Here is a 23,462-nt window from a genome sequence, read left to right as displayed (position 1 = left end):
ACCCCGGATCAGCCTCGAACTTCGTCGATGGCCGCGGCGAGCCGGCGGACACCCTCGTCGATCTGGTCGACGGTGACCGCGGAGTACGCCAGGCGCACCGAGCTCCGGCCGCCCTCGAGCAGGAAGTCGCTGCCCTTGACGATCGCGACGCCCTTCTTCATGGCGGCCGGGAAGAGCTTGTCCACATCGACGTCGGAGGGCAGGTCGACCCAGAGGAAGTAACCGCCGTCCGGCTCGGTGAAGGTGGCGCCGGGGATGTGCTCGCGGATCGACTCGGCCAGCACCCTGGCCCGCTCGCCGAGCGCGGCGCTGACCTTCCGCACCGACTTGTCGATGTCGCCGGAGACGCAGAACTCGTGCACGATCGCCTCGGAGACCATGCCCGGGGAGATGTAGAGGTTCGTCGCCTTCTTCGCGATCGCGTCGATCAGCGCGGCCGGGCCGACGAGGTAGCCGACGCGGACGCCGGGACAGACCGTCTTGGTGAAGCTGGAGGCGTGCACGACCAGGTTGTTCGTGTCCATCGACAGCATCGAGGGCAGCGGCTCGCCGCGGAACCGGATGTCCACGTACGGATCGTCCTCGAAGATGATGAACTCGTACTGCTCGGCCAGCGCGAGCAGCGCCTGCCGCTTCTGGGCGGAGAGCGTGAGGCCGGCCGGGTTCTGGTAGTTCGGGATGATGTGCGCCAGCTTCGGGCGGACCCCGGACTCCAGCAGAGCGCGCAGCTCGTCGATGTCGATGCCGTCCCGCTGCAGCGTCACCTGGTGCACCTTGGCGCCCAGGTTCTGCAGGTTCAGCAGCGTCCGGTCGTAGGTGGGCCGCTCCACCACGACGTCGTCGCCCGGCCGCACCAGATGACCGAAGAGGAACGCGTCGGCCTGCAGCGAGCCGTTGGTCACGATCACCTGGTCCGGCGAGACACCGTGCTTGTCGGCGATCCACTTGCGCAGCGGCAGATAACCGACGGACGTGCCGTAGGCGGTCACCCCCGCCGGATCGTTGTCGAAGGCACGGGCGGCGGCGGCCTTCAGGCCTTCCACGTCGACGATGTCCAGCGAAGGAGCACCACGGGCGAACGAGATGAGCTGCTCAGCGGTCATGGTGAACAGCTTAGAAGCAGCCCGGTGAGGCGCCTTCCCGGCGGTCCGTGCACGGCAGGAACCCCTCGAAAGGTAAGTATCATCCTAGTGGGTCTTCAAATGGACGAAAGGGAACATTTCATGATCGGTCTCATCCTTGCCGCCGGTGCCGGACGCCGTCTGCGCCCGTACACGGACACGCTGCCCAAGGCGCTGGTCCCGGTGGACGGGGAGACCACGATCATGGACATCGCTCTGCGGAACCTCGCGGCGGCCGGGCTGACCGAGGTGACAGTCGTCGTCGGTTACCGGGCCGAGGCGGTCGAGGAGCGGAGAGAGAAATTCGAGCGGGCGTACGGCGTGAGCATCGCCCTGGTGCACAACGACCGTGCCGAGGAGTGGAACAACGCGTACTCGCTCTGGCTGGCCCGGGACCACTTCGCGCGGGGTGCCCTGCTGGTGAACGGGGACACCGTGCACCCGGCCGGCGTCGAGAAAACTCTGCTCGCCCAGCGCGGGCCCAGCATCCTGCTCGCCGTCGACAGCGTTAAACAGGTGGCCGACGAGGAGATGAAGACGGTCTTCGACGCCAACGGCCGGCTCGCCAAGATCACGAAGCGGATGGATCCCGCCGAGGCGCACGGCGAGTACATCGGAGTCAGCCTGATCGAAGCGTCCGCCGCCACCGCGCTGGCCGACGCCTTGAGGACGACCTGGGAGCAGGACCATGACCGGTACTACGAGGACGGCTTCCAGGAGTTCGCGAATCGCGGCGGCGCCGTCCGCGCGGCACAGATCGGCCGGGTGGAGTGGGTCGAGGTGGACAACCATGACGACTTGGCGAAAGCCCGGGACATCGCATGCCGCTGCTAGCCCGTAGCGTCCAGTCCCCGCTGCACATCGAGGTGCGCCGGGGCGCGGTGGCCGACCTGGGCCGGATCCTCGCCGACGGCCGCATCTCGGCGGGCGGCGACGTGGCGGTGGTGGTCGGCCGGGGCCTGGGCGGGCGGATCGCCGACCTGCTGCGGCCGTCGCTGCGGTCGGCCACGGTCTTCACCACCGGCGGCGGCACCCTGGACGCCGCGCTGGAGCTGGCCGACAAGCTGCGCTCCGGTCACTACGACGCGGTGGTCGGGATCGGCGGCGGCAAGACCGTGGACACCGCGAAGTACGCGGCCAGCCGTTGGGGGCTGCCGATGGTCTCGGTCGCCACCAGCCTGGCCAACGACGGCATCGCCTCGCCGGTGGCCAGCCTGGTCAACGACGGGGTCAAGGGGTCGTACGGGGTGCACATCCCGTTCGGCGTGATCGTCGACCTGGATTTCGTGGAGACCGGCCCCGACCGGGTCAACCGGGCCGGCATCGGCGACGTGATCAGCAACATCAGCGCGCTGGCCGACTGGGAGCTGGCCCGCGTGGTCCGGGGCGAGCCGGTGGACGGCCTGGCCGCCTCGCTGGCCCGGATGGGCGCCGAGGCGATGCTGACCATGCCGGGCGACATGGGCGACGACGCGTTCGTCACGGTGCTCGCCGAGTCGCTGATCTCCAGCGGCCTGGCGATGGCCGTGTGCGGCAGCAGCCGGCCGTCCAGCGGCGGCTGCCACGAGATCATGCACGCCATCGACTGGCTCCACCCGGCCACCGCCTCGCACGGCGAGCTGGCCGGGCTGGGCGCGCTGTTCTGCACGTTCCTGCGAGGTGACGAGCGACGGTTCGGTCAGATCGCCGACTGCCTGGACCGGCACCAGCTTCCCCGGACGCCCTCCGACGTTGGACTGACCACCGAGCAGTTCGTGCGGGCTGTCGAGTTCGCGCCGCGGACCCGCCCGGACCGCTACACCATCCTCGAACATCTGGCGATGACGCCGGAGGAGACCCGCCAGAGGTTGAGCGAGTATGAGAACGCCCTTGCGCACCGCTGAGCCGCCGACCCCGCCCACCGCGGCCGACTACTACGCGGTCAACCGAGGTGGCGGGCTGTTCAGCGAGGCGCTCAGCCAGAAGATCGGCTCACGGATCGCGGTCCACGCCCGCCGGTACGGCCTCAGCCCGACCGTGCTGACCATCTGCAACCTCGGCCTCGGCCTGCTCACCTCGTTCGTGGTGATCGCCGGCGCCGGCCCGGTGGCCCACGGCCAGGGCTGGGGGTGGCTGGTCGGCCTGCTCGCGCTGGCCGGCTGGCAACTGGCGTACGCGTTCGACTGCGCCGACGGCCAGCTCGCCCGGGTCACCGGCCGCAGCAGCGCCGCCGGCGGCCGGCTCGACGTGCTGTGCGACGTGGCCGTGCAGTCCGCGCTGGTGGCCGCGATCTCGGCGACCGCCAAGGCGCAGCAGCCGCACACCCCGGCGTGGCTGCTCTCCGCGTTCGCGGCGACCTGGATGGTCAATCTGGTCACCTCGGTGATGCAGGGCGGCGGCCAGGCGGCGAGCATGGTGACCAGCCGGTCGCTGCCGATCCGCGCGGTGAAGCTGGTCCGCGACTACGGCGCGGTGATCGCCCTGGCCGGCGTGCTGCTCACCGTGGCGCCGCACTGGGCGGTCTGGTTCGTCGCACTGTTCACTCTGGTCAACGGTGGTTTCCTGGCGGCCAGCATCGCCTTCACCGGCCGTACCGCGCTGCGCAGCTAGACCCCTGTCGTGCGCCTGGACCCGCACCGGGATCGCGGAGGAGGAGCCGAGCTGCCCATCCACCTTGGACACCACGCCACGCGAGTAGTCGCGGTTCCCGGTGATCCCGGCGCCGTTGTCGAAGACGCTGTGTCCGCCGTCCCGGCACCGCCGGAAGTCGTGCCGCCAGGAGAACCCGGTCCGTTCGTCGACAGTGGAATGCGAGCGTCTGCCGCCGATCCGCCAGCTCACCTCGCCGGTCTCCCGGTGGACCCGGTGGACGGTCCGGGTGTGCCGGGCGGAGAGCGGCGGGTGGCCGTCGGCCGGTGCCGCCGATGGTGCCCTCCCACCAGGTCAGGACCGGTTTGTCGCGGTTCTGCCGCGCATTGAGGTCGATCGCGACGGTGGCCGGGCTCGGGGACCTTCCGGAACCAGACCGGGGAGCCGGTCCCGTCGACGATCAGCGGAGGTGGGAAGTCACGCACGCCGACTTCCCGCCTCCGCCGGAAAACTACCTGGACGTACGCTGTGAATCCGCGACCATGCCCGCGTAGACCTCGATCAGCCGCTTCGTGAGCACGTCCGGGTGGAAGTGGCTCAGATAGCGCTCGCGGGCCTCGGGCGCCTTCCGTGCCGCGCCGTCGCGCGCCAGCGGCAGGATCGCGGCCAGCGCCGCCGGGTCCGGCTCGGCCAGCCAGCCGGCGTCCCCGACCAGGTAGGGCACGCCGCCCACCGCCGTGCCGAGCACCGGCCGCCCGGCCGCCATCGCCTCCAGGATCACCGTGGGCAGCACGTCTTCCCAGGTCGGCACGGCCACCACGACCGCCGCGGCCCGCCGCGCCGCGGTCATCCCCGCCCGGTCCAGCGGACCCAGGTAGGTGACGTCGGCGCGCTCGGCGGCCGCCCGCTCGGCCAGCTGCCGCAGCTCGCCGTCGCCAGCGATGCGCAGCGGCCCGAGCGACCCGTCCGGGTGCCGGCGCCACGCGTCGAGCAGCAGGCCCAGGCCCTTCTCCGGGGAGAGGCGGGCGCCGTAGAGGAAGCCCTCGCCGATGGGGTCCGGCAACCCCGGGTCGGGCAGGCCGTTCGGCTTGATCACGATGCGCTCGGCCGGAATGCCGTAGTCGCCCAGGTGCGCGGCGATCTTGTCGGTGAGCGCGATGTAGCGGTCCACCGAGCGCCAGGTCGGGCGGTGCACGGCCAGGGTGGTCGCCATGATCGCGCTCTGTGCGGCGGAACCGCGGTAGCACCGGTGCTTGATCGCCGGCCAGCCGAGCACCTTGCCCCGGCAGTCGCGGCAGTTGTGCCCGTCGCGGAAGTAGAGGCCGGAGGAGCAGACCTGGCGGTAGTTGTGCACGGTCTGGATCACCGGGACGCCGTGCGCGTGCGCGGTCCGGATCACCCGCGGCGACAGCAGCGGATATGGGTTATGGAGATGCAGAATGTCTGGTTTCTCGTTTTCGATGAGCGACGCGAGATCGCGTTGCGCCTCGATGCCGAGGACCGGTGCGACCGGCAGCAACGCCTTCTGCACCGGCGAGAGGGAACCGATCGAGTCGGAGCTCCGCTGGAACGGGAGCACCTCCAGCCCTGCCGCCCGGAGCTGCTCGATCTCGGTGTCCACGATGACGTTCTCCCCGGACGGGATCGCCTCGCGGTACCGGTTGTGTGCGACCACCACCTTCACGGGTCAGAACGCTACCGTGGACCTGTGCCCGAACTCCCCGAGGTCGAGGCGCTCGCTGCTTACCTGCGGGAGCGTGCGGTCGGCCACACCGTGCAGCGCTTCGAGGTCTCCTCGTTCAGCGCGCTGAAGACGTACGATCCCGCTCCGTCCGCCCTGACCGGCCTGCCGATCACCTCCGCCGGCCGGCACGGCAAGTTCCTGGACGTCGGCATCGGCCCCGAGGTGCACCTGGTGGTCCATCTCGCCCGGGCCGGCTGGCTGCACTACCGGGACGCGTTCAAGTCGGCGGCCCCGCTCAAGCCGGGCAGTGGCCCGATCGCGATCCGGGTCCGCCTCGACGACGGGTCCGGTTTCGACCTCACCGAGGCCGGCACGCAGAAGTCGCTGGCGGCCTACCTGGTGCGCGACCCGGGAACCGAGGTGCCGGGCGTGTCGCGGCTCGGCCCGGACGCGCTGGCCGTCACCCGCGACGAGTTCGCCGCCGCCGTCCGCAGCCGGAACGGCCAGGTCAAAGGCGTGCTCGTCGACCAGGAGGTGCTGGCCGGGATCGGCAACGCCTACTCCGACGAGATCCTGCACGTGGCCAGGATGTCGCCGTTCGCGCTCACCGGGAAGCTCACCGACGAGCAGATCACCACGTTGTACGAGGCGATGCGCGAAGTGGAGACCGACGCCGTGCGGCGATCGGTCGGACAACGGGCGGCCGAGCTCAAGGGCGAGAAACGAGCCGGCATGCGGGTGCACGCCCGCACCGGCCTGCCGTGCCCGGTCTGCGGGGACACCGTGCGGGAGGTCGCCTTCGCCGACAAGAGCCTGCAATACTGCGCCACCTGCCAGACCGGAGGGAAGCCGCTCGCCGACCGCCGCCTGTCCAAGTTGGTCCGGTGACGACTGCCATCGTCCGGTCACGCATCGTGCCGGTAAGGATTGCTACCACAACGTCACCTTCTCTCCGGCCGATCCATCGGTATAGTGGCCCGGTCCCTGGACACCGTTGTGACGCGAACGGGTATCGGCGGACCCGCCGACGGTCCCGAGGCCGTGGCGGTGCGTAATCTTTTTCCGGATGCGGGAGGACGTAGGCGGAGTGACGACTAGCCTGCATCGCCCAACGACCGACAGCAGCCGGAGTACGCCCGTGCGGTACGACAGCTTCGAGTGGCCGCAGCAGCAACAGCAGCCACCGAGCAACGGTGTCCCCCGATCGGCGTGGACCCGACAGCACCGCAGGCTCTCCCGCTGGCACCGGCCGTACACCGCGGTCCTGATTCTCCTCGACCTCCTCTCCACCCTGGCCGCCAGCTGGATCGCCGACTTCTCGCTGGAGAAGTCGCGGAGCGGCTTCCAGGGCAAGAGCTGGTGGTTCCTGGAGGGCGGCGACCTCTTCAGCTTCTTCGCCTACGTCGTGCTCCCGCTCGGCTGGCTGCTCCTGCTCTGGACCAACGGCACCTACGACCGCCGTTACCTGGGCCTGGGCAGCGAGGAGTTCAAGCGGATCGTGCGCACCTCGGTCACCGTGGTGGCCGCCGTGTCGCTGCTCGCGTTCGCCACCAAGACCGGCCTGTCCCGTGGCACGGTCGCCGCGGTGTCGCTCAGCGCGCTCGCGTTCATCCTGATCGGCCGGGTCACCGCACGTCAGGTGCTGCACGTCGCCCGCAGCCGCACCGGGCACGGCGCGCACCGGATGATCCTGGTCGGCACGCTGCCCGAGGCGCTCGAGGTCTACACCGCTGTCACCCGCAGCCCGGCCGCCGGCCTGATCCCGGTCGCCATCCACATCACCGACGGTTACGCGGCCGCCCGCGGCATCGAGACGCCGGTCCCGGTCTACACCGGCCGCGACGTGCTCTCGCTGGTCCGCGAGGTGGGTGCGGACACCATCGCGGTCTGCGGCTCGGCCAGCGCCGAGCCCGGCGAGCTGCGCCGGCTCGCCTGGCAGCTGGAGGGCACCGGAGTCGACCTGGTGGTCGCCCCGCAGCTCACCGACATCGCCGGCCCGCGGGTGCACATCCGCCCGATCGAGGGCCTGCCGCTGCTGCACGTCGAGGAGCCCACGCTCTCCGGCCCCGGCTGGCTGGTCAAGAACCTGCTGGACCGGGTCGCCGCAGGCATCGGCCTGCTGCTGATCAGCCCGATCCTGGCGATCATCGCGCTCGGCATCCGGCTTTCCGACCCGGGCCCGGTCTTCTTCCGGCAGACCCGCGTCGGTCACGACGGCCGCACGTTCAAGGTGTGGAAGTTCCGCACGATGTACGTGGACGCCGAGGAGCGCAAAGCCACGCTGGAGGAGCTCAACGAGTCCGACGGCATGCTCTTCAAGATGAAGCACGACCCGCGTATCTTCGCCTTCGGGCAGAAGTTGCGGGCCACGTCGCTGGACGAGCTGCCCCAGCTGATCAATGTGCTGAAGGGCGAGATGTCGCTGGTCGGCCCGCGCCCGCTGCCCGCCGACGACGGCGACTACCTGGGCGACGTCCGGCGGCGGCTGCTGGTCCGGCCGGGGATCACCGGCCTCTGGCAGGTGTCCGGCCGCTCGGATCTGTCCTGGGACGAGGCGGTCCGGCTGGACCTCTACTACGTCGACAACTGGTCGCTGACGTACGACCTGAGCATCCTGTGGCGGACGATCTGGGTGGTGCTGCGGCGCAAGGGCGCCTACTGACAAGCCTCCCGACGACGGCCTGCGACTCGTGTCGCAGGCCGTTTCGCTTCGTGCGGCTGCGAGGCACCGGGCCGGGTCCGCCGGCCGACCGGCGCAGCGCCGCGTCAAGGGGGCGCTCTCGTCGTTCCTGATCCACTTCCCCCGCCAGCCGGCGCCCGGTCGGCTCGGCCAGCAGTTGAACAGCACCGTGGTAGCGGGCGCGCCCGGGCAGTGCCCTTGCGGGATCGGGCCGGGCCGGTCGTCAGGAGAGCGGAGCGGCGTACTTCGAGACCGGCTGGTGGTATCCCGGCTGATCCTGCCGTGATGACCGCGCAGGACTCGAAGCGGCTGGCGTGGTCGGCCAGGCGCTGGACGTGCGGCGCTCGGGAGGCGCCTTCCCGGCCGGCGGGCGAGGACCGCGAGACGATGGGAGCAAATCCTCACGTGCGCCGGATCCGCCGAGATGCCCCCCATGCCCGGGTCGGCGTGGGCGCTGACCTGGGACGGAGGTGGCGGAGGGCGTGGGATTCGAACCCACGAAGAGTTACCCCTTACCGGTTTTCAAGACCGGCGCCATCGGCCACTAGGCGAGCCCTCCCCGCAGTGCGGGCTCCAGTCTGCCAGATGCCCGCTCGATGCTGTCGCTTGTGTCGTACCCGTGAGGCATTGTCGGGGGATGCACGCGATCGTGATCGAGGACAAGCAGCTGCACTGGACCGAGGTTCCCGAGCCGGAGGCGGGCGAGGGCGAGGTCGTCATCGACGTCGCCGCCGCCGGGGTGAACCGGGCCGACCTGCTGCAACGTGAGGGAAACTATCCGCCGCCGCCGGGCGCGCCGGCCTATCCGGGGCTGGAGTGCTCCGGCGTGATCAGCGCCCTCGGTCCGGGCGTCGACGGCCACCACGTCGGCGAGCGGGTCTGTGCGCTGCTGGCCGGCGGGGGTTACGCGGAGCGCGTCGCGGTGCCGGCCGGCCAGCTGCTGCCGGTGCCGGCCGGGCTGTCGGTGGTGGAGGCGGCCGCGCTGCCCGAGGCGGCCTGCACGGTGTGGTCCAACGTGGTGTCCCACGACAAGCTGCGCGCCGGGGAGACGTTCCTGGTGCACGGCGGCGGCAGCGGCATCGGCACGTTCGCCGTGCAGCTGGGCCGGGCGCTGGGCGCGACGGTGCTGGTCACCGCGCGGGCGGCGAAACACGAGCGGCTGCGTGCGCTCGGCGCCGACCTGACCATCGACTATTCCGAGCAGGATTTCGTACGGGCGGTGCACGACGCCACCGATGGCCGCGGAGCCGACGTCGTGCTGGACATCATCGGCGCGAAGTACCTGTCCCGCAACGTCGAGGCGCTCGCGCCGAACGGCCGGATCTCGGTGATCGGCTTCCAGGGCGGTACCCGCGCCGAGCTGGACCTGGGCGCCCTGATGACCAAGCGCGGCACGATCTCCTCCACGTCGTTGCGGGCCCGCCCGCCGGCGGAGAAGGCCCGGATCGTCACCGGAGTCCGCGACCAGGTCTGGCCGTTGGTCTCCGCGGGCCTGGTGAAGCCCGTGATCCACACCACCTTCCCGTTGGCGCAGGCGGCGGAGGCCCAGCGCGTGATGGAGTCCAGCGACCACCTCGGCAAGATCGTTCTGCTCCGCTGATCACCCGATCGGGGGAACATCACTGTAAGGCTATAACCGATAAAGTCTTTTTTGCGGCGAGTCGCGATGGTATGTCGCCTCGGCGAACCCAGCATGGACGGACAACGCGTCCGGCATCCGGGCGCGTCCCGGACTGCTAGCTGGGGGTCACCGTGACGTACACACCGCACCGTTCCACGCCTGTTCGGGCGATCGACCCGGACGACGACGGTGTGGACGAGTGGGCGCTGCGCTGGCGGGCCCGGATCTGGGTGGGCGGCGGCGTCCTCGTCGCCTTGGCCCTGGTGACCTTCGGGGTCTGGGCGGTGGCGACCGCCGACCGGCCCGCCGGCGGCCCCGCGGTGATCCGCGGCCTGCCGCCGGCAGATCCGGTCGACCCCGCACCCGGCGGATTCGGTTTCCGGGTGACGAGCGTGCGCTGCGGCGTCACCGCGGTCGGCCCGGAGGGACTGGAAGAACGCGCCCACGGACAGTTCTGTCTGCTCGATGTCCGGGTAACCAACAACGGCACCGAGCCGGAACTGTTCGACAGCTCCGCGCAACGTGTCCACGATACCGAGGGCGCAGTCTACGCGGTCGCCACCGAAGCGGCGGTATTTCTCAACGACGGCAGTCCGACACTTCTCGGCGAGATCCGTCCGGGCGCCTCGGTGAACGGCGTCCTGCCGTTCGACGTACCGAAGGATTCCCAGCTCACCGAGGTTTCGCTGCGCGGCTCGGGATCCACTCCAGGGATCCGGATGGCGTTGCCCGACGCCGAGTAGTCTGCGGCGTTTATCTTTTCGAGATCCGAGGACCAATTATCTGAATCCGGCCACGCCGTAATTCAAGGTGTGTTGGCATGGTCCACGGAATGCGCAAAGTTGTCCGGGTTCCCATTGCCTTCCTGCTACGGGGGCAATAGTGCGGCGCCACAGCACCGGCCGCGCTGAGATGGGATTCGCGTGAGTGCCCCGGGCCTATTTCGGAGGCAACACTGCACGGTACGTCCGCCCGCCGGGTGCTGACCGCCGGCGCCTTGGCGCTGGCCGTCATCGCACCGGCCGTAGACTCCGCCGAGCCCGCCGCGGAGGCCCGCCAAGCCCCGCCGGCCTCGCCGGCCAATCCGGAGACCACCGGGAACGACGTTGCCGGGCTGACCGCCCGCGCCGTCCCGGACGGTTTCGACGAGCGCCTCTACCAGCAGCGCCAGTCCGCCGCGGCGCGCGCCACCCGGGCTACGCAGCGCCGGGCGGCGGCGACCCGGCCCGCTCCGCTCGCCCCGGTGCGGGTCCGCCCCGCCGCGGCGTCACCGCCGCGCCGTCCGGCGGCGCCGGCCCGGCGGTCGGTCCCGCGCGGTGCGGCCCCGCACCGTGTTGTGGAGAAGACGTCGCTGCGCCGCACCGCGCAGCGGCGGACGATCGTCCAGCGGCGTACCACCGTGTCGCACCGCGGCCTGGTCCGTACCAGCGTGCGCCGCACCGTGGAGCGACCGCTGCGCACCTCCCGCGGGCGGATGGGCGCGGTGCTCGCCTATGCCCGCTCGCAGCTCGGCAGGCGGTACGTCAGCGGCGGCGAGGGTCGCAGCGGTTTCGACTGCTCGGGGCTGACCCGGCAGGCGTACGCCCGGGCCGGGGTGCGGCTGCCGCACTCGTCGCGCGGGCAGGCCGCGCGCGCCCGCACCGTGCCACGCGGGCAGGCCCGTCCCGGGGACCTGGTGGTCGGGCGCGGCCACGTGGGCATCTACATGGGTCGCGGCATGATGATCGACGCGGGGAACCACCGCACCGGCGTGGTGTACCGCAAGGTCTACCGTGGTCTCAAGGTCAAGCGGCTCCACTGATCGCCGGCTGCGCGGCAGACCCGCGGACGTCGAGGGGCCCGAAAACGGCAGGTGGCGCGTCGTCGTCTTCGGACCCCTCGACGTCTGCCGCCGGAGGCGGCGCCGGTACGCGCACCTGTCGCATACCGATCGCAACCGGGCACGGGGATCTCGGCCGCACGCACCCGGTCGGATGTCGGACAGAAGCATCACCCGACATCACCATGCGGGTGCGCACCACCTGTGCGTTTACTCGGAAGAGTGACCTGGGCCGGCAATGTCGGGGAAAGCCGGGCGACACCTGCGGCGGTTACTCTCGGCTCATCGCGGGAAACCCAGACGAGCTATGCCACTTCGCCGGAGGACCCCATGAGTCTTGACCGAGCTCTGGCCCCCGATCCGTACGATCTTCTCCCGCAGGTCCCGTCCTTCACGGTGACCAGCGCTGATGTGACGGACGGGCAGCCGCTCGACGAGTTGTTCGCGCACACCAGCGTCGGCGGGAAGAATCTCTCGCCCCAGTTGGCCTGGTCGGGCTTCCCCGAGGAGACCGGCGGCTTCGCGGTCACCTGCTTCGACCCGGACGCCCCGACCGGAAGTGGCTTCTGGCACTGGGTGCTGGTGAACCTGCCGGTCGCGGTGACCGCTCTTGATCGTGGTACGGATTCACTGCCCGAGGGCGCCTTCTGCGTCCGCAACGACTACGGCGATCTCAGCTACGGCGGCGCCGCGCCGCCGCCCGGCGACCGGCCGCACCGTTACGTGTTCGCGGTGCACGCCATCGACGTCGACGCGCTCGAGGTGACCCCGGGCGCGACGCCCGCCTACGTCGGCTTCAACCTGACCTTCCACACCCTGGCCCGGGCCACGATCCGGCCCACGTTCCAGGTCCGCGGCTGAGGTTCCGCCGCATCGCCCCGCTGCTTCGCTCGGGGGCCGGAGGCAGACCGCCGCCGAGCTGGCCGACGGCCCGGCGGATTGCTCCGGTACGACGATTGTTCCGGGCACAACGCCGGCGTGGCGCCCACGTCAGGGGTCGTCGCGCCGGGGACAGCACGGCGTCAGCGCTCCGGTGTGAGCGCGACGGTGGACCGGTGGCCAGGGCGGCCGCGTCGCTACAGGTCAGCGGCCTCAGCGCTCGAGGGACGCGATGTTGGACCCGTGGCCAGGGCGGCCGCGTCGCTACAGGTCAGCGGCCTCAGCGCTCGAGGGACGCGATGCCGGACCCATAGCCACGGCAGGGTCGGCGTGACAGGTCAGCGGCGTGTGTCGGACCAGGGGTCAGAGCCCTGTCGACCGTGCCGGTCGGCGCCGCGCCGGGACGAACGGTCGGCGCCGCGCCGACCGCACCGGCCAGCACGGCGCCACGGGGTCAGTGCGGGGTGCGCGCCACCGCGAAGACCGACTGCCCGAACGGCGGCCGGACGATCCGCTCGGCCGCCTTGGTCACCGGCAGCACCAGGGAGTCGTACACCTTCACCATCGGCCCCTCCTTCGGGGCCATCTTGAAGATGCTGGTCGCGCCGTAGTAGCCGATCAGACCCAGGGCGTTGGCGTAGTGGATCTTCTCCATCTGCAGGCCGGCCTCGGCGAACGCGGCGCCCAGGGTCTTCTTCGTGTACCGCCGGATGTGGCCGGTGGCGATGTCGACCTGGCTCATCGCGAACATGAACGCCGGCACGATGATGATCACGCGGCCACCCGGGCGGACCAGGTCGCTCATGCTGCGCAGCGCGCCCACGTGGTCCTCGATGTGCTCGAGCACGTTGTAGGAGACGGCGGCGCTGTACTCCCCGGCGGCGTCCTGCGCGGGCAGCAGCATCTGCCGCACCTCGATGCTCGGGTGGCCGGCCATCCGCTCCTTGAGCTGGATCAACCGGTCGGGGTCGGCCTCGGTCGCGGTGAACCGGGGAAGGTGCTCGGCCCACTCGATGGCGTAGTCCCCGAGCCCGCTGCCGATCTCGATGGGGTTGTCCCCAAGGTATGGGAGAGCGAGCTCGACGAACCACCGCCGGTGGTTCACGGCCGTGGCCAGGCCTTCGAGCACTTCGGACTGGATCCGCTGGTCTCCAGTGATGTCTGCCATAGGTGGAGGTTCCCTCATCTTGCCCATCGAGCTGACAGCAGGACCGGTGAAGTTAACCATCTGGCGCGGCTATCCGAAAGTTGACCGCCGGACCGGGCCGATTTTTTGGCCTGATTGAGACATAGGCGGGTCAGGTATGCCGATGGGTTACCCGTCGCGGGTGAGGTTGGTCTCCGCTTGATCCGAGGACACGCGGAAAACACGCCTACATATCGGCTCTATCACGCTGCGGGCGCTCATCGTGGAACTCTTCCCCGCCTCGGTTAGGCTCGCCAACGCTATGACGATTACGGGTATTGAGTCGGCGGACCAGTCGGCCGGCGAGAACGTTCTGCCGTCGCGCCCCGAGACCGCTGCCGACGACCTGGACGCCGAGCTGCGCGCACTCGAGGGCGACGTCACGACGCTCGCCCCGATCCGGACCGCGCCCGCCGGGGAAAAGGCCGATGAGCAGGCCACCGAGCCTGCCCCGCGCCGTCCCTTGTGGCGCCTGGTGACCTGGCGTGACGTCCTCGCCATAGTGAGTTTCCTGGCCGTTGCGCTCTTCGTCACGGCACCGTTGTGGCTCAATCTTGATCATGAGTTACGCGATGATCCGCAGGATCAGGCTTTCTTCGAGTGGATGCTGGCGCACGGTGCCCGCGTGCTCACGGATGGCGTATATCCGTTCTTCTCCGATCGCATGAATTACCCCGATGGGGTGAACATGATGGCCAACACCTCGGTGTTGGCCGTTTCGTTGCCACTGACGCCCGTCACTCTTGTGTTCGGCCCGCATGTGGCGTTCAACGTATTTCTCACCGGCGCATTGGCGTTAACCGGCACGTCGTGGTATTTGGTGCTCTCCCGCAGGCTGGTCACGTCCCGGCTGGCCGCCTGGGTGGGCGCGCTGTTCTGCACGTTCGCGCCGAGCATGGTCTCGCACGCCGCCGGCCACCCGAACATCGTCTCGCAGTTCCTGGTCCCGCTGATCATCTGGCGGACGCTCGAGCTGCGTGTGCCCGGCCGGGCCGTGCGCAACGGCCTGCTCCTCGCCGGCCTGTTGATCTGGCAGGCGTTCATCAACCTCGAGATCCTCTTCATGACCGCGGTGGGCCTCGGCCTGTTCTGCGCGGTGCTCGGGCTGGTCCGGCGCAAGCGTCACCGCGGCGAGGTGCTCGCGTTCCTGCGCGGGTTGAGTGTGGCCGCCGCGGTCACGCTGGCCGCGCTGGCGTACCCGCTGAGCGTGCAGTTCTTCGGCCCGCAGTCGTACCAGGGCCTGTCCGTTTATGTTCGGAGCTTCGGCGCCGATCTCGGGTCGTTCACCGCGTATTCCACGCACTCGGTCGCCGGCAACACGGATGTGCCCCTGAAGCTGGCGCAGAATCCCTCCGAGCAGAACGCGTTCTTCGGCTGGGGCCTGGTGATCCTGTTCTTCGGCCTGATCCTCTGGCTGCGGCGCAGCGCGGCGGTGCTGACCCTCGGCGTTCTGGCGATCCTGTTCGGGGCGATGTCGCTCGGACCGCGAATCTACCTGAACGGGAAGGACACCGGCGTTCCGGGCATCTGGTCCTTCCTGCACCACCTGCCGGTGCTCAACTCGGCAGTCCCGACCCGCTGGGCGATGGCCATCGCGCCGGTCGTCGGCATCCTCCTGGCGCTCGGCTGCCAGCGCGCCGCCGACCTGGTCCGCACCCAGCCGCACACCCGCGGCCCGATCCGCGTGGCGATGATCACCGCGGTGGCGATGGCGTTGGTGCCGCTCGTGCCGGTCCAACTGGACACGGTCCGGATGGACCCGGTGCCCCAGTTCGTCACCTCCGGCGAGTGGAGGCAGTTCGTCGACGACGAGCACACCGTGGTCACCTTGCCGCTGCCGGACAGCAGCTACCCGGACCCGCTGCGCTGGAGCGCCTACACCGGCCAGGACATGCGGATCGCCGGCGCCTACGCGCTGCTGCCTACCCAGAACCCGCAGGACCCGGCCGACCGGACCGCCGCGTTCCAGCCCCCGTGGCGCCCGACCAGCGGCCTGATCTCCTCGGTCCGGCAGGGCAATCCGACGCCCGAGGTGACAGACGCGCGGCGCGAGATGACGCTGGCCGACCTGCGGTACTGGAAGGCCGCGGTGGTCGTGCTCACCCCGCAGACCCGCGACATCGAGATGCTGCGGACCATGTCCGACTTGCTGGGCTTCCGCCCCACCTGGACCGACGGCGTCTGGATGTGGGACGTCCGGCACCTGGTCGACGACCCGGACGCGGTGCTCACCGCCGAGGCGAAGAGCTGACCTGAGCCCGTCGGCGGGCCGGCACGCGCGGGCCGGACCGGGCCGCGGCCGCCGCAATCCCGGCGGCTGGACGAGAGCACGCGGTGGTGGGAAGCGTGACGGCGGAAAATTGGTGGCGGGCCGGGAGCGGGCGGCACCAGGATCTGATCCATGCTCGGGGTCTTCGCCGACGGCGTGCCGGTGGGCATGGCGGCGTTGCGGGCACGGGACTTCCCTGTCGTGCGGGAGGTGAGCACCTGGTCCTGGCTCGGGTTGCCGCACCACGGTCAGGGTCTCGGCACCGCGGCACGGGTCGGGTTGCTGAGCCTGGCCTTCGACCATCTGGGCGCCCGGTACGCCCGCAGCGAGGTCTTCCAGGACAACCACGCTTCGCAGGCGATCTCCCGCCGACTCGGCTACGAACCGGACGGCATCTCTGTCGACGCCCGCGGCGCGCAGTCCCTGATCTCGGATCGTCTGCGGCTCACCCGCGAGTCCTGGCTCCAGCAGGACCGTCCGGCCGTCACGGTCTCCGGTTTGGCCCGGTGCCTGCCCCTCTTCGGCCTGCCGGCCTCCGACTGACGGCCGCGCGCTTCGGCCGTACACCAGCAATTGGATCTTGATCGGCCGCCTGCGGCCGGGACCTCGCCGGCGATCGGCCGGAACGCCGCGGAATCGCGTGCTCCGAGGGAATGCCGGATTGCGGAGAGGTGCGGCGGTAATTCGATAAAGCGAAAACGGGCCGCGGGAGCGAGAGGGTCAGCGCTTGATGCAGCAGCCGGGGCAGAGCTTCGGCTTCGGCAGCGTGAACGCCAGGCAGCAGGTCCTGCGCTGCACGTCGAGCCGGCCGTTCGCGGCCGGGACCAGATCGATCAGATCGCGGATGTCCAGCGCCCCCAACAGCCGGTCGACCGACTCGGCCGGGGAGCCCGCGGCGGCGTCCGCGGAACGCAGCACGCCGTACGCGATGCCGGAGGCCAGCGAGCCGAGCAGCGGCCGTTTGCCCAGGCGGACATGGGTGTGGATGGCGTCCAGCAGCGGCGTCAGGTGTTCGTCGAGGACCGCGCGGCGGAACTCCGCGAGCAGCGTCTCCTCGTCCGGGACGACGACCGCGTCCGGGTGGTTCGTCAGCGCGAGGGAGTCGGTCGGCAGGACCGCCACCGGCGTTCCCGGCCGGATACCCAACGTGATCAACACGTTCGGGTTGTCGAAGCTCATCAGGACGTTACTGGCGGTGATCAACGGGACCCGGCGGGCCGAGGTCCAGCCGAGGACCGCGGGGAGCGCCATCCAGTAGGTGTACGCCTTCCAGGCGAGCGCCGCGGCGGCGTGCGGCTGCGCGTTCCAGCGGCGGCCGGCGTCCGCCAGGAAGGCGCTCAGGGCGGGGCCGGCGAGCTCCGCGGCGGGCCGCCAGCCCGCCTGGTGCGGCACGGTCAGGCCGGGCGCCAGCGACGGCACGTCGATGCCGCCGAACATGGAGCGCAAAGCCGCGGTCACCGGCGCCAGCGGACGCGAGCCGGTGAGTTCCAGCGTGATGCTCACTTGCTCACCAGCTCTTCCACCCCACCGCTCCCTTGCAGTGCCTCAAGGCGACCGAGAGTACTCGGTTAAGGGTAGCCTAACCAACTATTCGACAGGCATCTTTCGGACTAATACCCAATGCAAGGGTTACCTAACGTAGCGTGGCAAGGCTGTCGGATTTGTCAAGGTACCTGTCGGCAACGCGCTACTAGCCCCATCCGGATACCCGGTGCCGTGACACTGAGGGTGCCGTCGCGAAGGGGACATCCGTGATGACCACCTCGCCCATTGAACGGGCCGCAGACCAGTTCGTCACGGCGCTTGCGCAATGGCGGGTCGAGCGTGGAATGACGAAGAAGCAGCTCGCCGCGCGCATGGGCTTCGATCCGTCCTACGTCAGCCACGTGGAGGGACGCCGGCACAAGCCGACAGAGGACTTCGCCCGCCGGGCCGAGGCGGTGCTGGGCGCCGGCGGCGCGATCTGGCAGCGCTTCCAGGAGTACGACGAACTCCGGCACGCCCGTGGCTCCGGTCCGCACCGCGACCCGCCGGTGCCGGCCCAGTGGCTGCCCCCGGGCACCGGCCTGGTGGTGGAGCGCGAGATCGCCGAACTGGCGTACATCGGCGGCGCCTACCGCTGCCGGGTGGTGCGGGCGCTCTACAACGCCGGCGTCGAGCCGGTCACCCGGTACCTCGTGAAGATCGCCGTCGACCGCTACCCGAACGACCCGGCCGGCTCCAACCGGCACCACCGGGAGAACCCGCTGACGTTCGAGGAGATGGACGTCCACGCGATGGCCGGTGAGGGGGACGCCGCCGAGCCGATGCAGTGGCGGGTCAAGCTCGACCGGGACGCGGCCAAGGAGATCTGGCTGCTCTTCGCCAACGAGCGCGGGCAGTTCCCGCTCTATCCCGGCGAGCGCACCACCATCGAGTACGCGTACACGGTCGGCGAGGAGAAGTGGGGCCAGTGGTTCCAGCGCGCCGTGCGGCTGCCGACCCGCTCGCTCACCGTGCGTCTGGACTTCCCGGAGCGCTTCGAGCCCCAGGTCTGGGGCGTCGAGGTCTCCCTGAACGCGGAAGTCCCGGTGCGCAGCCCGCTGGAACGCCGCAACGAGGGAGGTCGCGCCATCTTCGAGTGGTCCACCGATCAGCCTCTGTTGAACGCCCGGTACCGGCTGGAATGGCGGTTCCGCGGCGCCGACGCACCCGTCCACGACGAACTGGCGCCGGCCGAGCCGATGCTGCCGCGCGCCTCGCACCGGATGCGCGGCATCGGCATCGTGCAGCGCGGCTCGGACCTGCTCCGGCAGCGCGCCCGGCACTTCCAGCTGCCCCGGGAGGGCGCGTCCGCCCGGGAGACCGTCACCCGTCTGCTCACCTCGCTGGCCCAGCTGGAGGACCTGCACGAGTTCAGCAAAGGGGTGGGCCTGGCCGCGACCCAGGTCGGGGTGCCGGTGGCGGCCGCCGTGGTCCGCCCGCCGGAGCGTGAGCTGGAGCCCGTCGTGCTGCTCAACCCGCGGGTGGTCGGCGAGTCGCCGGAGACCGACGAGCAGTACGAGGGCTGCCTGTCCTTCTTCGACTACCGGGGGCTGGTGCGCCGGCCGCTGCGCGTGGACGTGGAACACGCGCGCTTCGACGGCACCCGGGTGGTGACCACGTTCGAGCGGGCGCTGGCGCGACTGGTCGGTCACGAGATCGATCACCTGGAGGGCCGGTTGTACGTGGACCGGATGGCGCACGACGCGAAGCTGGTCCCGGTGGCGCAATACCAGCAGACCGGCCGCCCCTGGGACTACTAGCCATTGAAGCTGTCGTACTTGATCCGGACCGACGGCACCTGCAGCTCGGCCAGCTTCCGCAGCGTCGCCCGGACCATGGCGCCGGAGCCGGAGACGAAGAAGTCGTGCTCGTTCCACGGGCCGTACCGGGCCACCACCTCCGAGATGTCGCCGCGCTCGCCGGCGAAGGTCGGGTCGTCGCTGCACGCGGTCACCACCGACAGCCAGGGATAACGTGCGGCCAGGCGATTCAGCTCGGCCAGGTCGTAGAGGTCCTCGCGGGTCCGCGCGCCGAAGAAGACGTGCACCCAGCGGGTCCGGTTGTACCTGGTCAGCTCCTCCAGCAGGGACTTGATGGGAGCCAGGCCGGTGCCGCCGGCCACGAACACGGCGTCCCGGGTCGATCTTCGGTCCAGGGTCATCGAGCCCATCGGCGCGGCCATCTTGATCATGTCACCCACCCGCAGCCTGCGGACCAGGACGCTGGACACCCAGCCGGCGCCCAGCGCGCGGACGTGGAACTCCAGAGTGTTGTCCCGGCGCGGGGCGTTCGCCGGTGAGTAGGTGCGCCACAGCCGCGGTTGGTACGCGGTTGCCTCCAGGCTCAAGTACTGCCCGGCGCGGTACTCCAGCGGCTGCATCGGCAGCACGGTGAAGACCGCGATGTCCTGCGAGCGGCGTTCGTGCTGGACCACCTCCCCGTACCAGTAAGGCGGATTCTGATCAGCGTTGGCGCCGGCCAGCATCCTGGCCGCGATCATGGCGTACGCGTCGGCCCAGGCCTGGTCGTACTCGATGCACCACTGCTCGCCCGCGTGCGCGCGCATCGCCTCGATCAAGGAGCCGCCCACCACCTCGTAATGCTCCGGCGCGACGTGGAACTTCCGGTGGTCCCGGCCAAGCGCGCGCAGATAGTCGTCGAAGCGCTCGGGGTCCTCCAGGGTCTGCACCGCTGTGACGATCGCGCTCAGCAGCCGGGTGCGCTGCACGTCCATCTGCACCGGGAAGAGCTCGCGCAGGTCCGGGTGCGAGAGGAACATACGGGCGTAGAAGTAGCCGGCGACCTTGTCCTGATGTTCCTCGACGAGACTCCAGCTCTCCTTGAGCAAGCGTGCGAGGTCTCCCATGCATTCAGCGTGGTCAGCACAGTCGGGAAGACGACGTACTTGAAGTGCGACTGGTCACGGGTCCCGGCGCGCCTCTGGCCCAAATGACCGAATTTGTGCCCTCGTACAGTTGGCTCCGTGACCCTCGAGCGACAGCAGTCCACCCGATCGGCGTACCCTGCCGAGATAGCCGTCGTCCTGCTGCTGTCCCTCGGGCAGTCGGCGATCTGGTCGGTGGTCTCGCTGACCGCCAAGCTCACCGCGGGCCGACCGCTGGCCAGCCAGACCGCCACGCTGAACCCCACCACCTCGGCCCGGCCGTATCTGGATCTCACCAACCAGGTGCTGGGCATCCTCTTCGACCTGGTTCCCGTCGCGTTGGCGTGGTACCTGCTGCGCCGCGACGGCATGCGGCCGGGCCGGGACCTCGGCATCGACTTCCGCCGGCCCGGCTTCGACACCGGCTGGGGCGCCGGCCTCGCGGCCGGCATCGGCATTCCCGGACTGCTTCTGGTGTACGCCGCGCTCCACCTCGGACTCAGCGCGCAGATCGTCCCGTCCGGGCTGAACGCGTACTGGTGGACGGTCCCGGTGCTGATCCTCGCCGCGATCCAGAACGCGGTGCTGGAGGAGGTGCTGGTGGTCGGCTACCTGATCACCCGGTTGCGGCAGATCGGCCGCCTCCCGGTTCCGATGATCATTGTGTGCTCCGCCGCGCTGCGCGGGTCGTACCACCTCTACCAGGGCTTCGGCGGCTTCCTCGGCAACGTCGTGATGGGTGTGGTGTTCGCGCTGTTCTACCTGCGGACGAAACGGGTGATGCCGCTGATCGTGGCGCACAGCCTCCTCGACATCACCGCGTTCGTCGGCTACGAGCTGCTGCCCGACTCCTGGCTCGACTGGCTGGCGTACCACCCGTAGCGGCGCTCGGCCCGGGTGGCGACCGCCTCCGTCGTGTTGCGGCCGCCCAGCACGGCGCTGAGCAGGCCGGTGCCGGGCAGGTAGCGGTCCGCCAGCCGCAGCCCGGCCCAGGCCGCGCCGCGGCGGTAATCCGGCAGCAGCACCAGGATCTCCGCCGCCCGGTCCGGGTGGGTCGGATCGAGGCCGTACGCCGCGGCCAGGTGCAACACCAGCTCGGCGTGCGTGAGCGCGGCCGTGGCGACAAGAGCGATCGGGGCGTACGTCCCGGACAGCGCGCTCAGCACACCGCGCCGCTCCGCAGCGCGGGTGAACTGGGCGGTGGCGAGCCGGGCCAGGGCCTTCCGGCTGGCGGCCGGGTAGGTGGCGCGGGTGTGGGCGGCCCAGGCGGCGGCTCGCGGGCCGAGGGTCCGGACCGCGGTGTCGGCGAGGAGCCCGAGGGCGTTGCGAGGGTCGGCCAGCAGGCGGGGCCAGAGGTCGAGCAGGAGTTGGTCCGGGGCGGGGGCTGTGGGGTCCCGCTCCTTCTCCGGCTCTGCCGTGCTCACCGGCCCGAGGGCGGTTACCGGCTCGGCCGCGGGGATTTCGGCCTGGGCCTTCGCGGGTGCGCTCTTGCGTGGGCGTTTTGTGGGGATGGCCGGTTTTGTCGAGTCCGTGGATGTGGCTTTGGTGGCGGCGCCGGCGCGCGGGGCCGCCTTCGCCGCGGTTTTCCTGGCGCGCGGCCGTGCCGGCGGTGGGGCAGTGATCTCCGGGCTGTCCGCCGGTGTGGCCGTGCTCACCGGGGTGGACTCGGGCTCCTCGCCGGAGCGGGCCGACCGGGCCGCCGGTTTCGGCACTCGCGGGGCTCGCTTGGCCGCCGGGCGGGACGCCGGTGGGGTGGGGGACGGGTCCTCCGGCGTACCGGAAAGCGGTTTCGAAGAGTGACCTTCAGCACTCGCCCCGGGGCGCGGTGGCTGGAAGGTGACCGACGGCGGCGCCTCACGACGCGACGGCCGCGAGGCCGGCTGCTCCGACTCCGGTGCGCTGAAGGGCGTGCGCGGGTTTCGGGCGCGCGGCGTCTGCTTCTCCTCCATCCTGAGCAGCCTAGTCGCAACCGCGACGTTTCGCCTGTTCGGAGCCGTCGAGGCAGATCTTCGGGAGGTTTGGGGCCGACCTCTTTGTGCGGCCCCGGAGCGGTCCGGTATTCTCAGACCTCGGTGACTCTCACGGGTCACCGGGGAGACTTCGCCTAGTCTGGTCTATGGCGCCGCACTGCTAATGCGGTTGGGGTTTTAAAGCCCCTCCCGGGTTCGAATCCCGGAGTCTCCGCGCGAAAGCCGGGTGTGTATGCTGGCTGAGCACTGAGAGAGCGCCCGTAGCTCAATGGATAGAGCATCTGACTACGGATCAGAAGGTTAGGGGTTCGAGTCCCTTCGGGCGCACAAGATTTAGATGGGCCTGAGCTGCAGAAATGCGGTTCGGGCCCTTCTTGCTGTCCGACCTTGTTGGACGGTGGTGGGTGTCAGTTGGCTGCCACATGGGTGTCATCACTGTCCGTGACGCAGGGAGTTTCGGCGGGCGCGTGACCTGCGGCTTCGCTTCTTAGCGGCGGGTCGCTTCTCCGAAGGTGTTGTTTTTCTTCGCGGCCTGCGGGCCGGTTCTTCGCGGCTTTTCCTTGATGCGTTTGCGGGTGTGCCGGGCCGCGGCCAGGGCCAAGGCGGCGGTCGCGTCGGCGCAGCGGCGCTGGGAGTCGGGTAGCACGCTGGTGTAGGTGTCGGTGGTGACCACGATGCTGGAACGGCCCAGCAGATCCTGAAGCGTCTTCAGATCCGCCCCGGCCTCGTGGACGAGGGAAGCGGCGCCGTGCCGGAGGTCGTGCAGCCGCACCGGTGGCAGCCCGGCGCGGTTCGGGGGTAGCCCGGCGCGGACAGCATGCTTTCGTGGGCCTGTAGGCGCAGTGGCCCCCGCCGGGGCGAATCGGGGATCACCAGTGACCACAACTGCGCTCGGTTTCCTGACGAAGCATCGGGATGCCGTGGTTGCCGAGCTGGCGGAGTGGGTCCGGATTCCGTCGGTCGCCGGGATTCCGGAGCATCTGGTTGATCTGCGGCGGTCGGCGACCTGGCTGGCGGCGGCGTTGCGTGAGACGGGCTTTCCGTCGGTGGAGGTGTGGGACACCCAAGGCGGTCCGGAGGTGTACGCCGAGTGGTGCGCTGAGCCGGGCGCCCCCACAGTCCTGATCTACAGCCACCATGACGTGCGCGCCGCGAAGGACGAGGAGTGGGACGAGACCGCGCGGCGGCCCGGTCGAGAAAGCCACGATCAGCCGCCCAGAAAATCTCGTCTCCGGAGACTAGACATTCTCGGTGGGC

General features: G+C 70.3%; 21 protein-coding genes, 3 tRNA genes and 1 pseudogene. 17 read left to right on the top strand and 8 right to left on the bottom strand.

Features of this window, described 5'->3' with window-relative positions; translation table 11 throughout:
* Positions 1–8: 8 nt before the first annotated feature.
* On the bottom strand, positions 9–1,103 hold the full coding sequence (locus Asi03nite_RS25650) for an aminotransferase-like domain-containing protein (RefSeq protein WP_203683020.1): 1,095 nt from the start codon (positions 1,101–1,103) through the stop codon (positions 9–11).
* Between the two features lie 120 nt (positions 1,104–1,223).
* Here Asi03nite_RS25650 and Asi03nite_RS25645 point away from each other — a divergent pair, with 120 nt between their 5' ends.
* Genes Asi03nite_RS25645 through Asi03nite_RS25635 form a run of 3 tightly spaced genes read left to right on the top strand, consistent with a single transcriptional unit; the run spans position 1,224 to position 3,710 of the window.
* A complete protein-coding gene (locus tag Asi03nite_RS25645; RefSeq protein WP_203683019.1) occupies positions 1,224–1,955 on the top strand; it encodes a phosphocholine cytidylyltransferase family protein in 732 nt (243 codons plus the stop codon).
* Positions 1,943–3,004, top strand: coding sequence for an iron-containing alcohol dehydrogenase family protein (locus tag Asi03nite_RS25640; RefSeq protein ID WP_203683018.1), 1,062 nt, complete (start codon positions 1,943–1,945; stop codon positions 3,002–3,004). The genes Asi03nite_RS25645 and Asi03nite_RS25640 overlap by 13 nt, the downstream gene beginning before the upstream one ends.
* Positions 2,979–3,710: a CDP-alcohol phosphatidyltransferase family protein gene (locus Asi03nite_RS25635; RefSeq protein ID WP_203683017.1), complete on the top strand. Its 732-nt coding sequence runs from the start codon at positions 2,979–2,981 to the stop codon at positions 3,708–3,710. Before Asi03nite_RS25640 ends, Asi03nite_RS25635 begins: the two co-directional genes overlap by 26 nt.
* 490 nt (positions 3,711–4,200) lie before the next feature.
* On the opposite strand, the gene Asi03nite_RS25630 is transcribed toward Asi03nite_RS25635, so the two are convergent.
* Positions 4,201–5,373 (bottom strand): glycosyltransferase family 4 protein, encoded by a 1,173-nt coding sequence (locus Asi03nite_RS25630; protein ID WP_203683016.1) that lies wholly within the window; start codon positions 5,371–5,373, stop codon positions 4,201–4,203.
* Positions 5,374–5,397: 24 nt separating this feature from the next.
* On the opposite strand from Asi03nite_RS25630, the gene Asi03nite_RS25625 reads away from it, so the two are divergent.
* Both Asi03nite_RS25625 and Asi03nite_RS25620 read left to right on the top strand, forming a co-directional pair.
* A complete protein-coding gene (locus tag Asi03nite_RS25625) occupies positions 5,398–6,261 on the top strand; it encodes an Fpg/Nei family DNA glycosylase (protein WP_203683015.1) in 864 nt (287 codons plus the stop codon).
* A 178-nt stretch (positions 6,262–6,439) separates the two neighbouring features.
* Positions 6,440–8,035, top strand: a complete 1,596-nt coding sequence (locus Asi03nite_RS25620) for a sugar transferase (RefSeq protein WP_203683014.1) — start codon at positions 6,440–6,442, stop codon at positions 8,033–8,035.
* A 489-nt stretch (positions 8,036–8,524) separates the two neighbouring features.
* Here the strand turns inward: Asi03nite_RS25620 and Asi03nite_RS25615 are convergent.
* A tRNA-Ser gene (locus Asi03nite_RS25615) sits at positions 8,525–8,612 on the bottom strand.
* Positions 8,613–8,690: 78 nt separating this feature from the next.
* Here Asi03nite_RS25615 and Asi03nite_RS25610 point away from each other — a divergent pair.
* The 4 genes from Asi03nite_RS25610 (at position 8,691) to Asi03nite_RS25595 (ending at position 12,354) form a co-directional block, all read left to right on the top strand.
* Positions 8,691–9,653 carry an NAD(P)H-quinone oxidoreductase gene (locus tag Asi03nite_RS25610; RefSeq protein ID WP_203683013.1) on the top strand — a complete coding sequence of 321 codons (963 nt, stop codon included), beginning with the start codon at positions 8,691–8,693 and terminating at the stop codon, positions 9,651–9,653.
* Between the two features lie 152 nt (positions 9,654–9,805).
* A complete protein-coding gene (locus Asi03nite_RS25605; protein ID WP_203683012.1) occupies positions 9,806–10,417 on the top strand; it encodes a DUF4352 domain-containing protein in 612 nt (203 codons plus the stop codon).
* 236 nt (positions 10,418–10,653) lie between these two features.
* A complete protein-coding gene (locus Asi03nite_RS38045; protein ID WP_239102917.1) occupies positions 10,654–11,475 on the top strand; it encodes a C40 family peptidase in 822 nt (273 codons plus the stop codon).
* Positions 11,476–11,823: 348 nt separating this feature from the next.
* Positions 11,824–12,354, top strand: coding sequence for a YbhB/YbcL family Raf kinase inhibitor-like protein (locus Asi03nite_RS25595; RefSeq protein WP_203683011.1), 531 nt, complete (start codon positions 11,824–11,826; stop codon positions 12,352–12,354).
* A 472-nt stretch (positions 12,355–12,826) separates the two neighbouring features.
* Here Asi03nite_RS25595 and Asi03nite_RS25590 read toward each other — a convergent pair whose 3' ends face one another.
* On the bottom strand, positions 12,827–13,540 hold the full coding sequence (locus Asi03nite_RS25590; protein ID WP_203683010.1) for a class I SAM-dependent methyltransferase: 714 nt from the start codon (positions 13,538–13,540) through the stop codon (positions 12,827–12,829).
* Between the two features lie 415 nt (positions 13,541–13,955).
* Between Asi03nite_RS25590 and Asi03nite_RS25585 the strand changes: the two genes are divergently transcribed.
* Complete coding sequence (locus tag Asi03nite_RS25585) at positions 13,956–15,809, top strand: DUF6311 domain-containing protein (RefSeq protein ID WP_373872165.1); 1,854 nt, start codon at positions 13,956–13,958, stop codon at positions 15,807–15,809.
* 150 nt (positions 15,810–15,959) lie between these two features.
* Positions 15,960–16,370 carry a GNAT family N-acetyltransferase gene (locus tag Asi03nite_RS25580; protein WP_203683008.1) on the top strand — a complete coding sequence of 137 codons (411 nt, stop codon included), beginning with the start codon at positions 15,960–15,962 and terminating at the stop codon, positions 16,368–16,370.
* Between the two features lie 177 nt (positions 16,371–16,547).
* Here Asi03nite_RS25580 and Asi03nite_RS25575 read toward each other — a convergent pair whose 3' ends face one another.
* Positions 16,548–17,264 carry a hypothetical protein gene (locus tag Asi03nite_RS25575; protein ID WP_203683091.1) on the bottom strand — a complete coding sequence of 239 codons (717 nt, stop codon included), beginning with the start codon at positions 17,262–17,264 and terminating at the stop codon, positions 16,548–16,550.
* A 317-nt stretch (positions 17,265–17,581) separates the two neighbouring features.
* Between Asi03nite_RS25575 and Asi03nite_RS25570 the strand changes: the two genes are divergently transcribed.
* On the top strand, positions 17,582–19,111 hold the full coding sequence (locus tag Asi03nite_RS25570; RefSeq protein WP_203683007.1) for a peptide deformylase: 1,530 nt from the start codon (positions 17,582–17,584) through the stop codon (positions 19,109–19,111).
* Here the strand turns inward: Asi03nite_RS25570 and Asi03nite_RS25565 are convergent.
* Positions 19,108–20,217 carry a globin domain-containing protein gene (locus tag Asi03nite_RS25565; protein WP_203683006.1) on the bottom strand — a complete coding sequence of 370 codons (1,110 nt, stop codon included), beginning with the start codon at positions 20,215–20,217 and terminating at the stop codon, positions 19,108–19,110. The genes Asi03nite_RS25570 and Asi03nite_RS25565 overlap by 4 nt on opposite strands.
* Positions 20,218–20,334: 117 nt before the next feature.
* Between Asi03nite_RS25565 and Asi03nite_RS25560 the strand changes: the two genes are divergently transcribed.
* Positions 20,335–21,117: a CPBP family intramembrane glutamic endopeptidase gene (locus Asi03nite_RS25560; protein ID WP_203683005.1), complete on the top strand. Its 783-nt coding sequence runs from the start codon at positions 20,335–20,337 to the stop codon at positions 21,115–21,117.
* Here Asi03nite_RS25560 and Asi03nite_RS25555 read toward each other — a convergent pair.
* Complete coding sequence (locus Asi03nite_RS25555) at positions 21,066–21,659, bottom strand: hypothetical protein (RefSeq protein WP_203683004.1); 594 nt, start codon at positions 21,657–21,659, stop codon at positions 21,066–21,068. The two genes, Asi03nite_RS25560 and Asi03nite_RS25555, sit on opposite strands and share 52 nt — an antisense overlap.
* Positions 21,660–21,765: 106 nt before the next feature.
* Here Asi03nite_RS25555 and Asi03nite_RS25550 point away from each other — a divergent pair, with 106 nt between their 5' ends.
* The 3 genes from Asi03nite_RS25550 (at position 21,766) to Asi03nite_RS25540 (ending at position 22,532) form a co-directional block, all read left to right on the top strand.
* A complete protein-coding gene (locus Asi03nite_RS25550) occupies positions 21,766–22,035 on the top strand; it encodes a hypothetical protein (protein ID WP_203683003.1) in 270 nt (89 codons plus the stop codon).
* A 293-nt stretch (positions 22,036–22,328) separates the two neighbouring features.
* Positions 22,329–22,419, top strand: a tRNA-Ser gene (locus tag Asi03nite_RS25545).
* A 40-nt stretch (positions 22,420–22,459) separates the two neighbouring features.
* A tRNA-Arg gene (locus Asi03nite_RS25540) sits at positions 22,460–22,532 on the top strand.
* Positions 22,533–22,692: 160 nt separating this feature from the next.
* On the opposite strand, the gene Asi03nite_RS25535 is transcribed toward Asi03nite_RS25540, so the two are convergent.
* Positions 22,693–22,977 carry a tyrosine-type recombinase/integrase gene (locus Asi03nite_RS25535; RefSeq protein WP_203683002.1) on the bottom strand — a complete coding sequence of 95 codons (285 nt, stop codon included), beginning with the start codon at positions 22,975–22,977 and terminating at the stop codon, positions 22,693–22,695.
* Between the two features lie 103 nt (positions 22,978–23,080).
* Between Asi03nite_RS25535 and Asi03nite_RS25530 the strand changes: the two are divergent.
* Positions 23,081–23,462 (top strand): annotated as a pseudogene (locus Asi03nite_RS25530) (hypothetical protein); the annotation flags it as partial.

Source organism: Actinoplanes siamensis (genome assembly GCF_016862395.1).
Taxonomy (GTDB): Bacteria; Actinomycetota; Actinomycetes; order Mycobacteriales; family Micromonosporaceae; genus Actinoplanes; species Actinoplanes siamensis.
This window is presented reverse-complemented; position numbering and strand designations above follow the sequence as displayed.

Coding starts and splice junctions, on each gene's coding strand:
- Asi03nite_RS25635 (WP_203683017.1), top strand. CDS start 2,979: ATGAGAACGCCCTTGCGCACCGCTGAGCCGCCGACCCCGCCCACCGCG.
- Asi03nite_RS25650 (WP_203683020.1), bottom strand. CDS start 1,103: ATGACCGCTGAGCAGCTCATCTCGTTCGCCCGTGGTGCTCCTTCGCTG.
- Asi03nite_RS25565 (WP_203683006.1), bottom strand. CDS start 20,217: ATGGGAGACCTCGCACGCTTGCTCAAGGAGAGCTGGAGTCTCGTCGAG.
- Asi03nite_RS25590 (WP_203683010.1), bottom strand. CDS start 13,540: ATGGCAGACATCACTGGAGACCAGCGGATCCAGTCCGAAGTGCTCGAA.
- Asi03nite_RS25570 (WP_203683007.1), top strand. CDS start 17,582: ATGACCACCTCGCCCATTGAACGGGCCGCAGACCAGTTCGTCACGGCG.
- Asi03nite_RS25640 (WP_203683018.1), top strand. CDS start 1,943: ATGCCGCTGCTAGCCCGTAGCGTCCAGTCCCCGCTGCACATCGAGGTG.
- Asi03nite_RS25575 (WP_203683091.1), bottom strand. CDS start 17,264: ATGTTCGGCGGCATCGACGTGCCGTCGCTGGCGCCCGGCCTGACCGTG.
- Asi03nite_RS25580 (WP_203683008.1), top strand. CDS start 15,960: ATGCTCGGGGTCTTCGCCGACGGCGTGCCGGTGGGCATGGCGGCGTTG.
- Asi03nite_RS25645 (WP_203683019.1), top strand. CDS start 1,224: ATGATCGGTCTCATCCTTGCCGCCGGTGCCGGACGCCGTCTGCGCCCG.
- Asi03nite_RS25610 (WP_203683013.1), top strand. CDS start 8,691: ATGCACGCGATCGTGATCGAGGACAAGCAGCTGCACTGGACCGAGGTT.
- Asi03nite_RS25620 (WP_203683014.1), top strand. CDS start 6,440: ATGCGGGAGGACGTAGGCGGAGTGACGACTAGCCTGCATCGCCCAACG.
- Asi03nite_RS25595 (WP_203683011.1), top strand. CDS start 11,824: ATGAGTCTTGACCGAGCTCTGGCCCCCGATCCGTACGATCTTCTCCCG.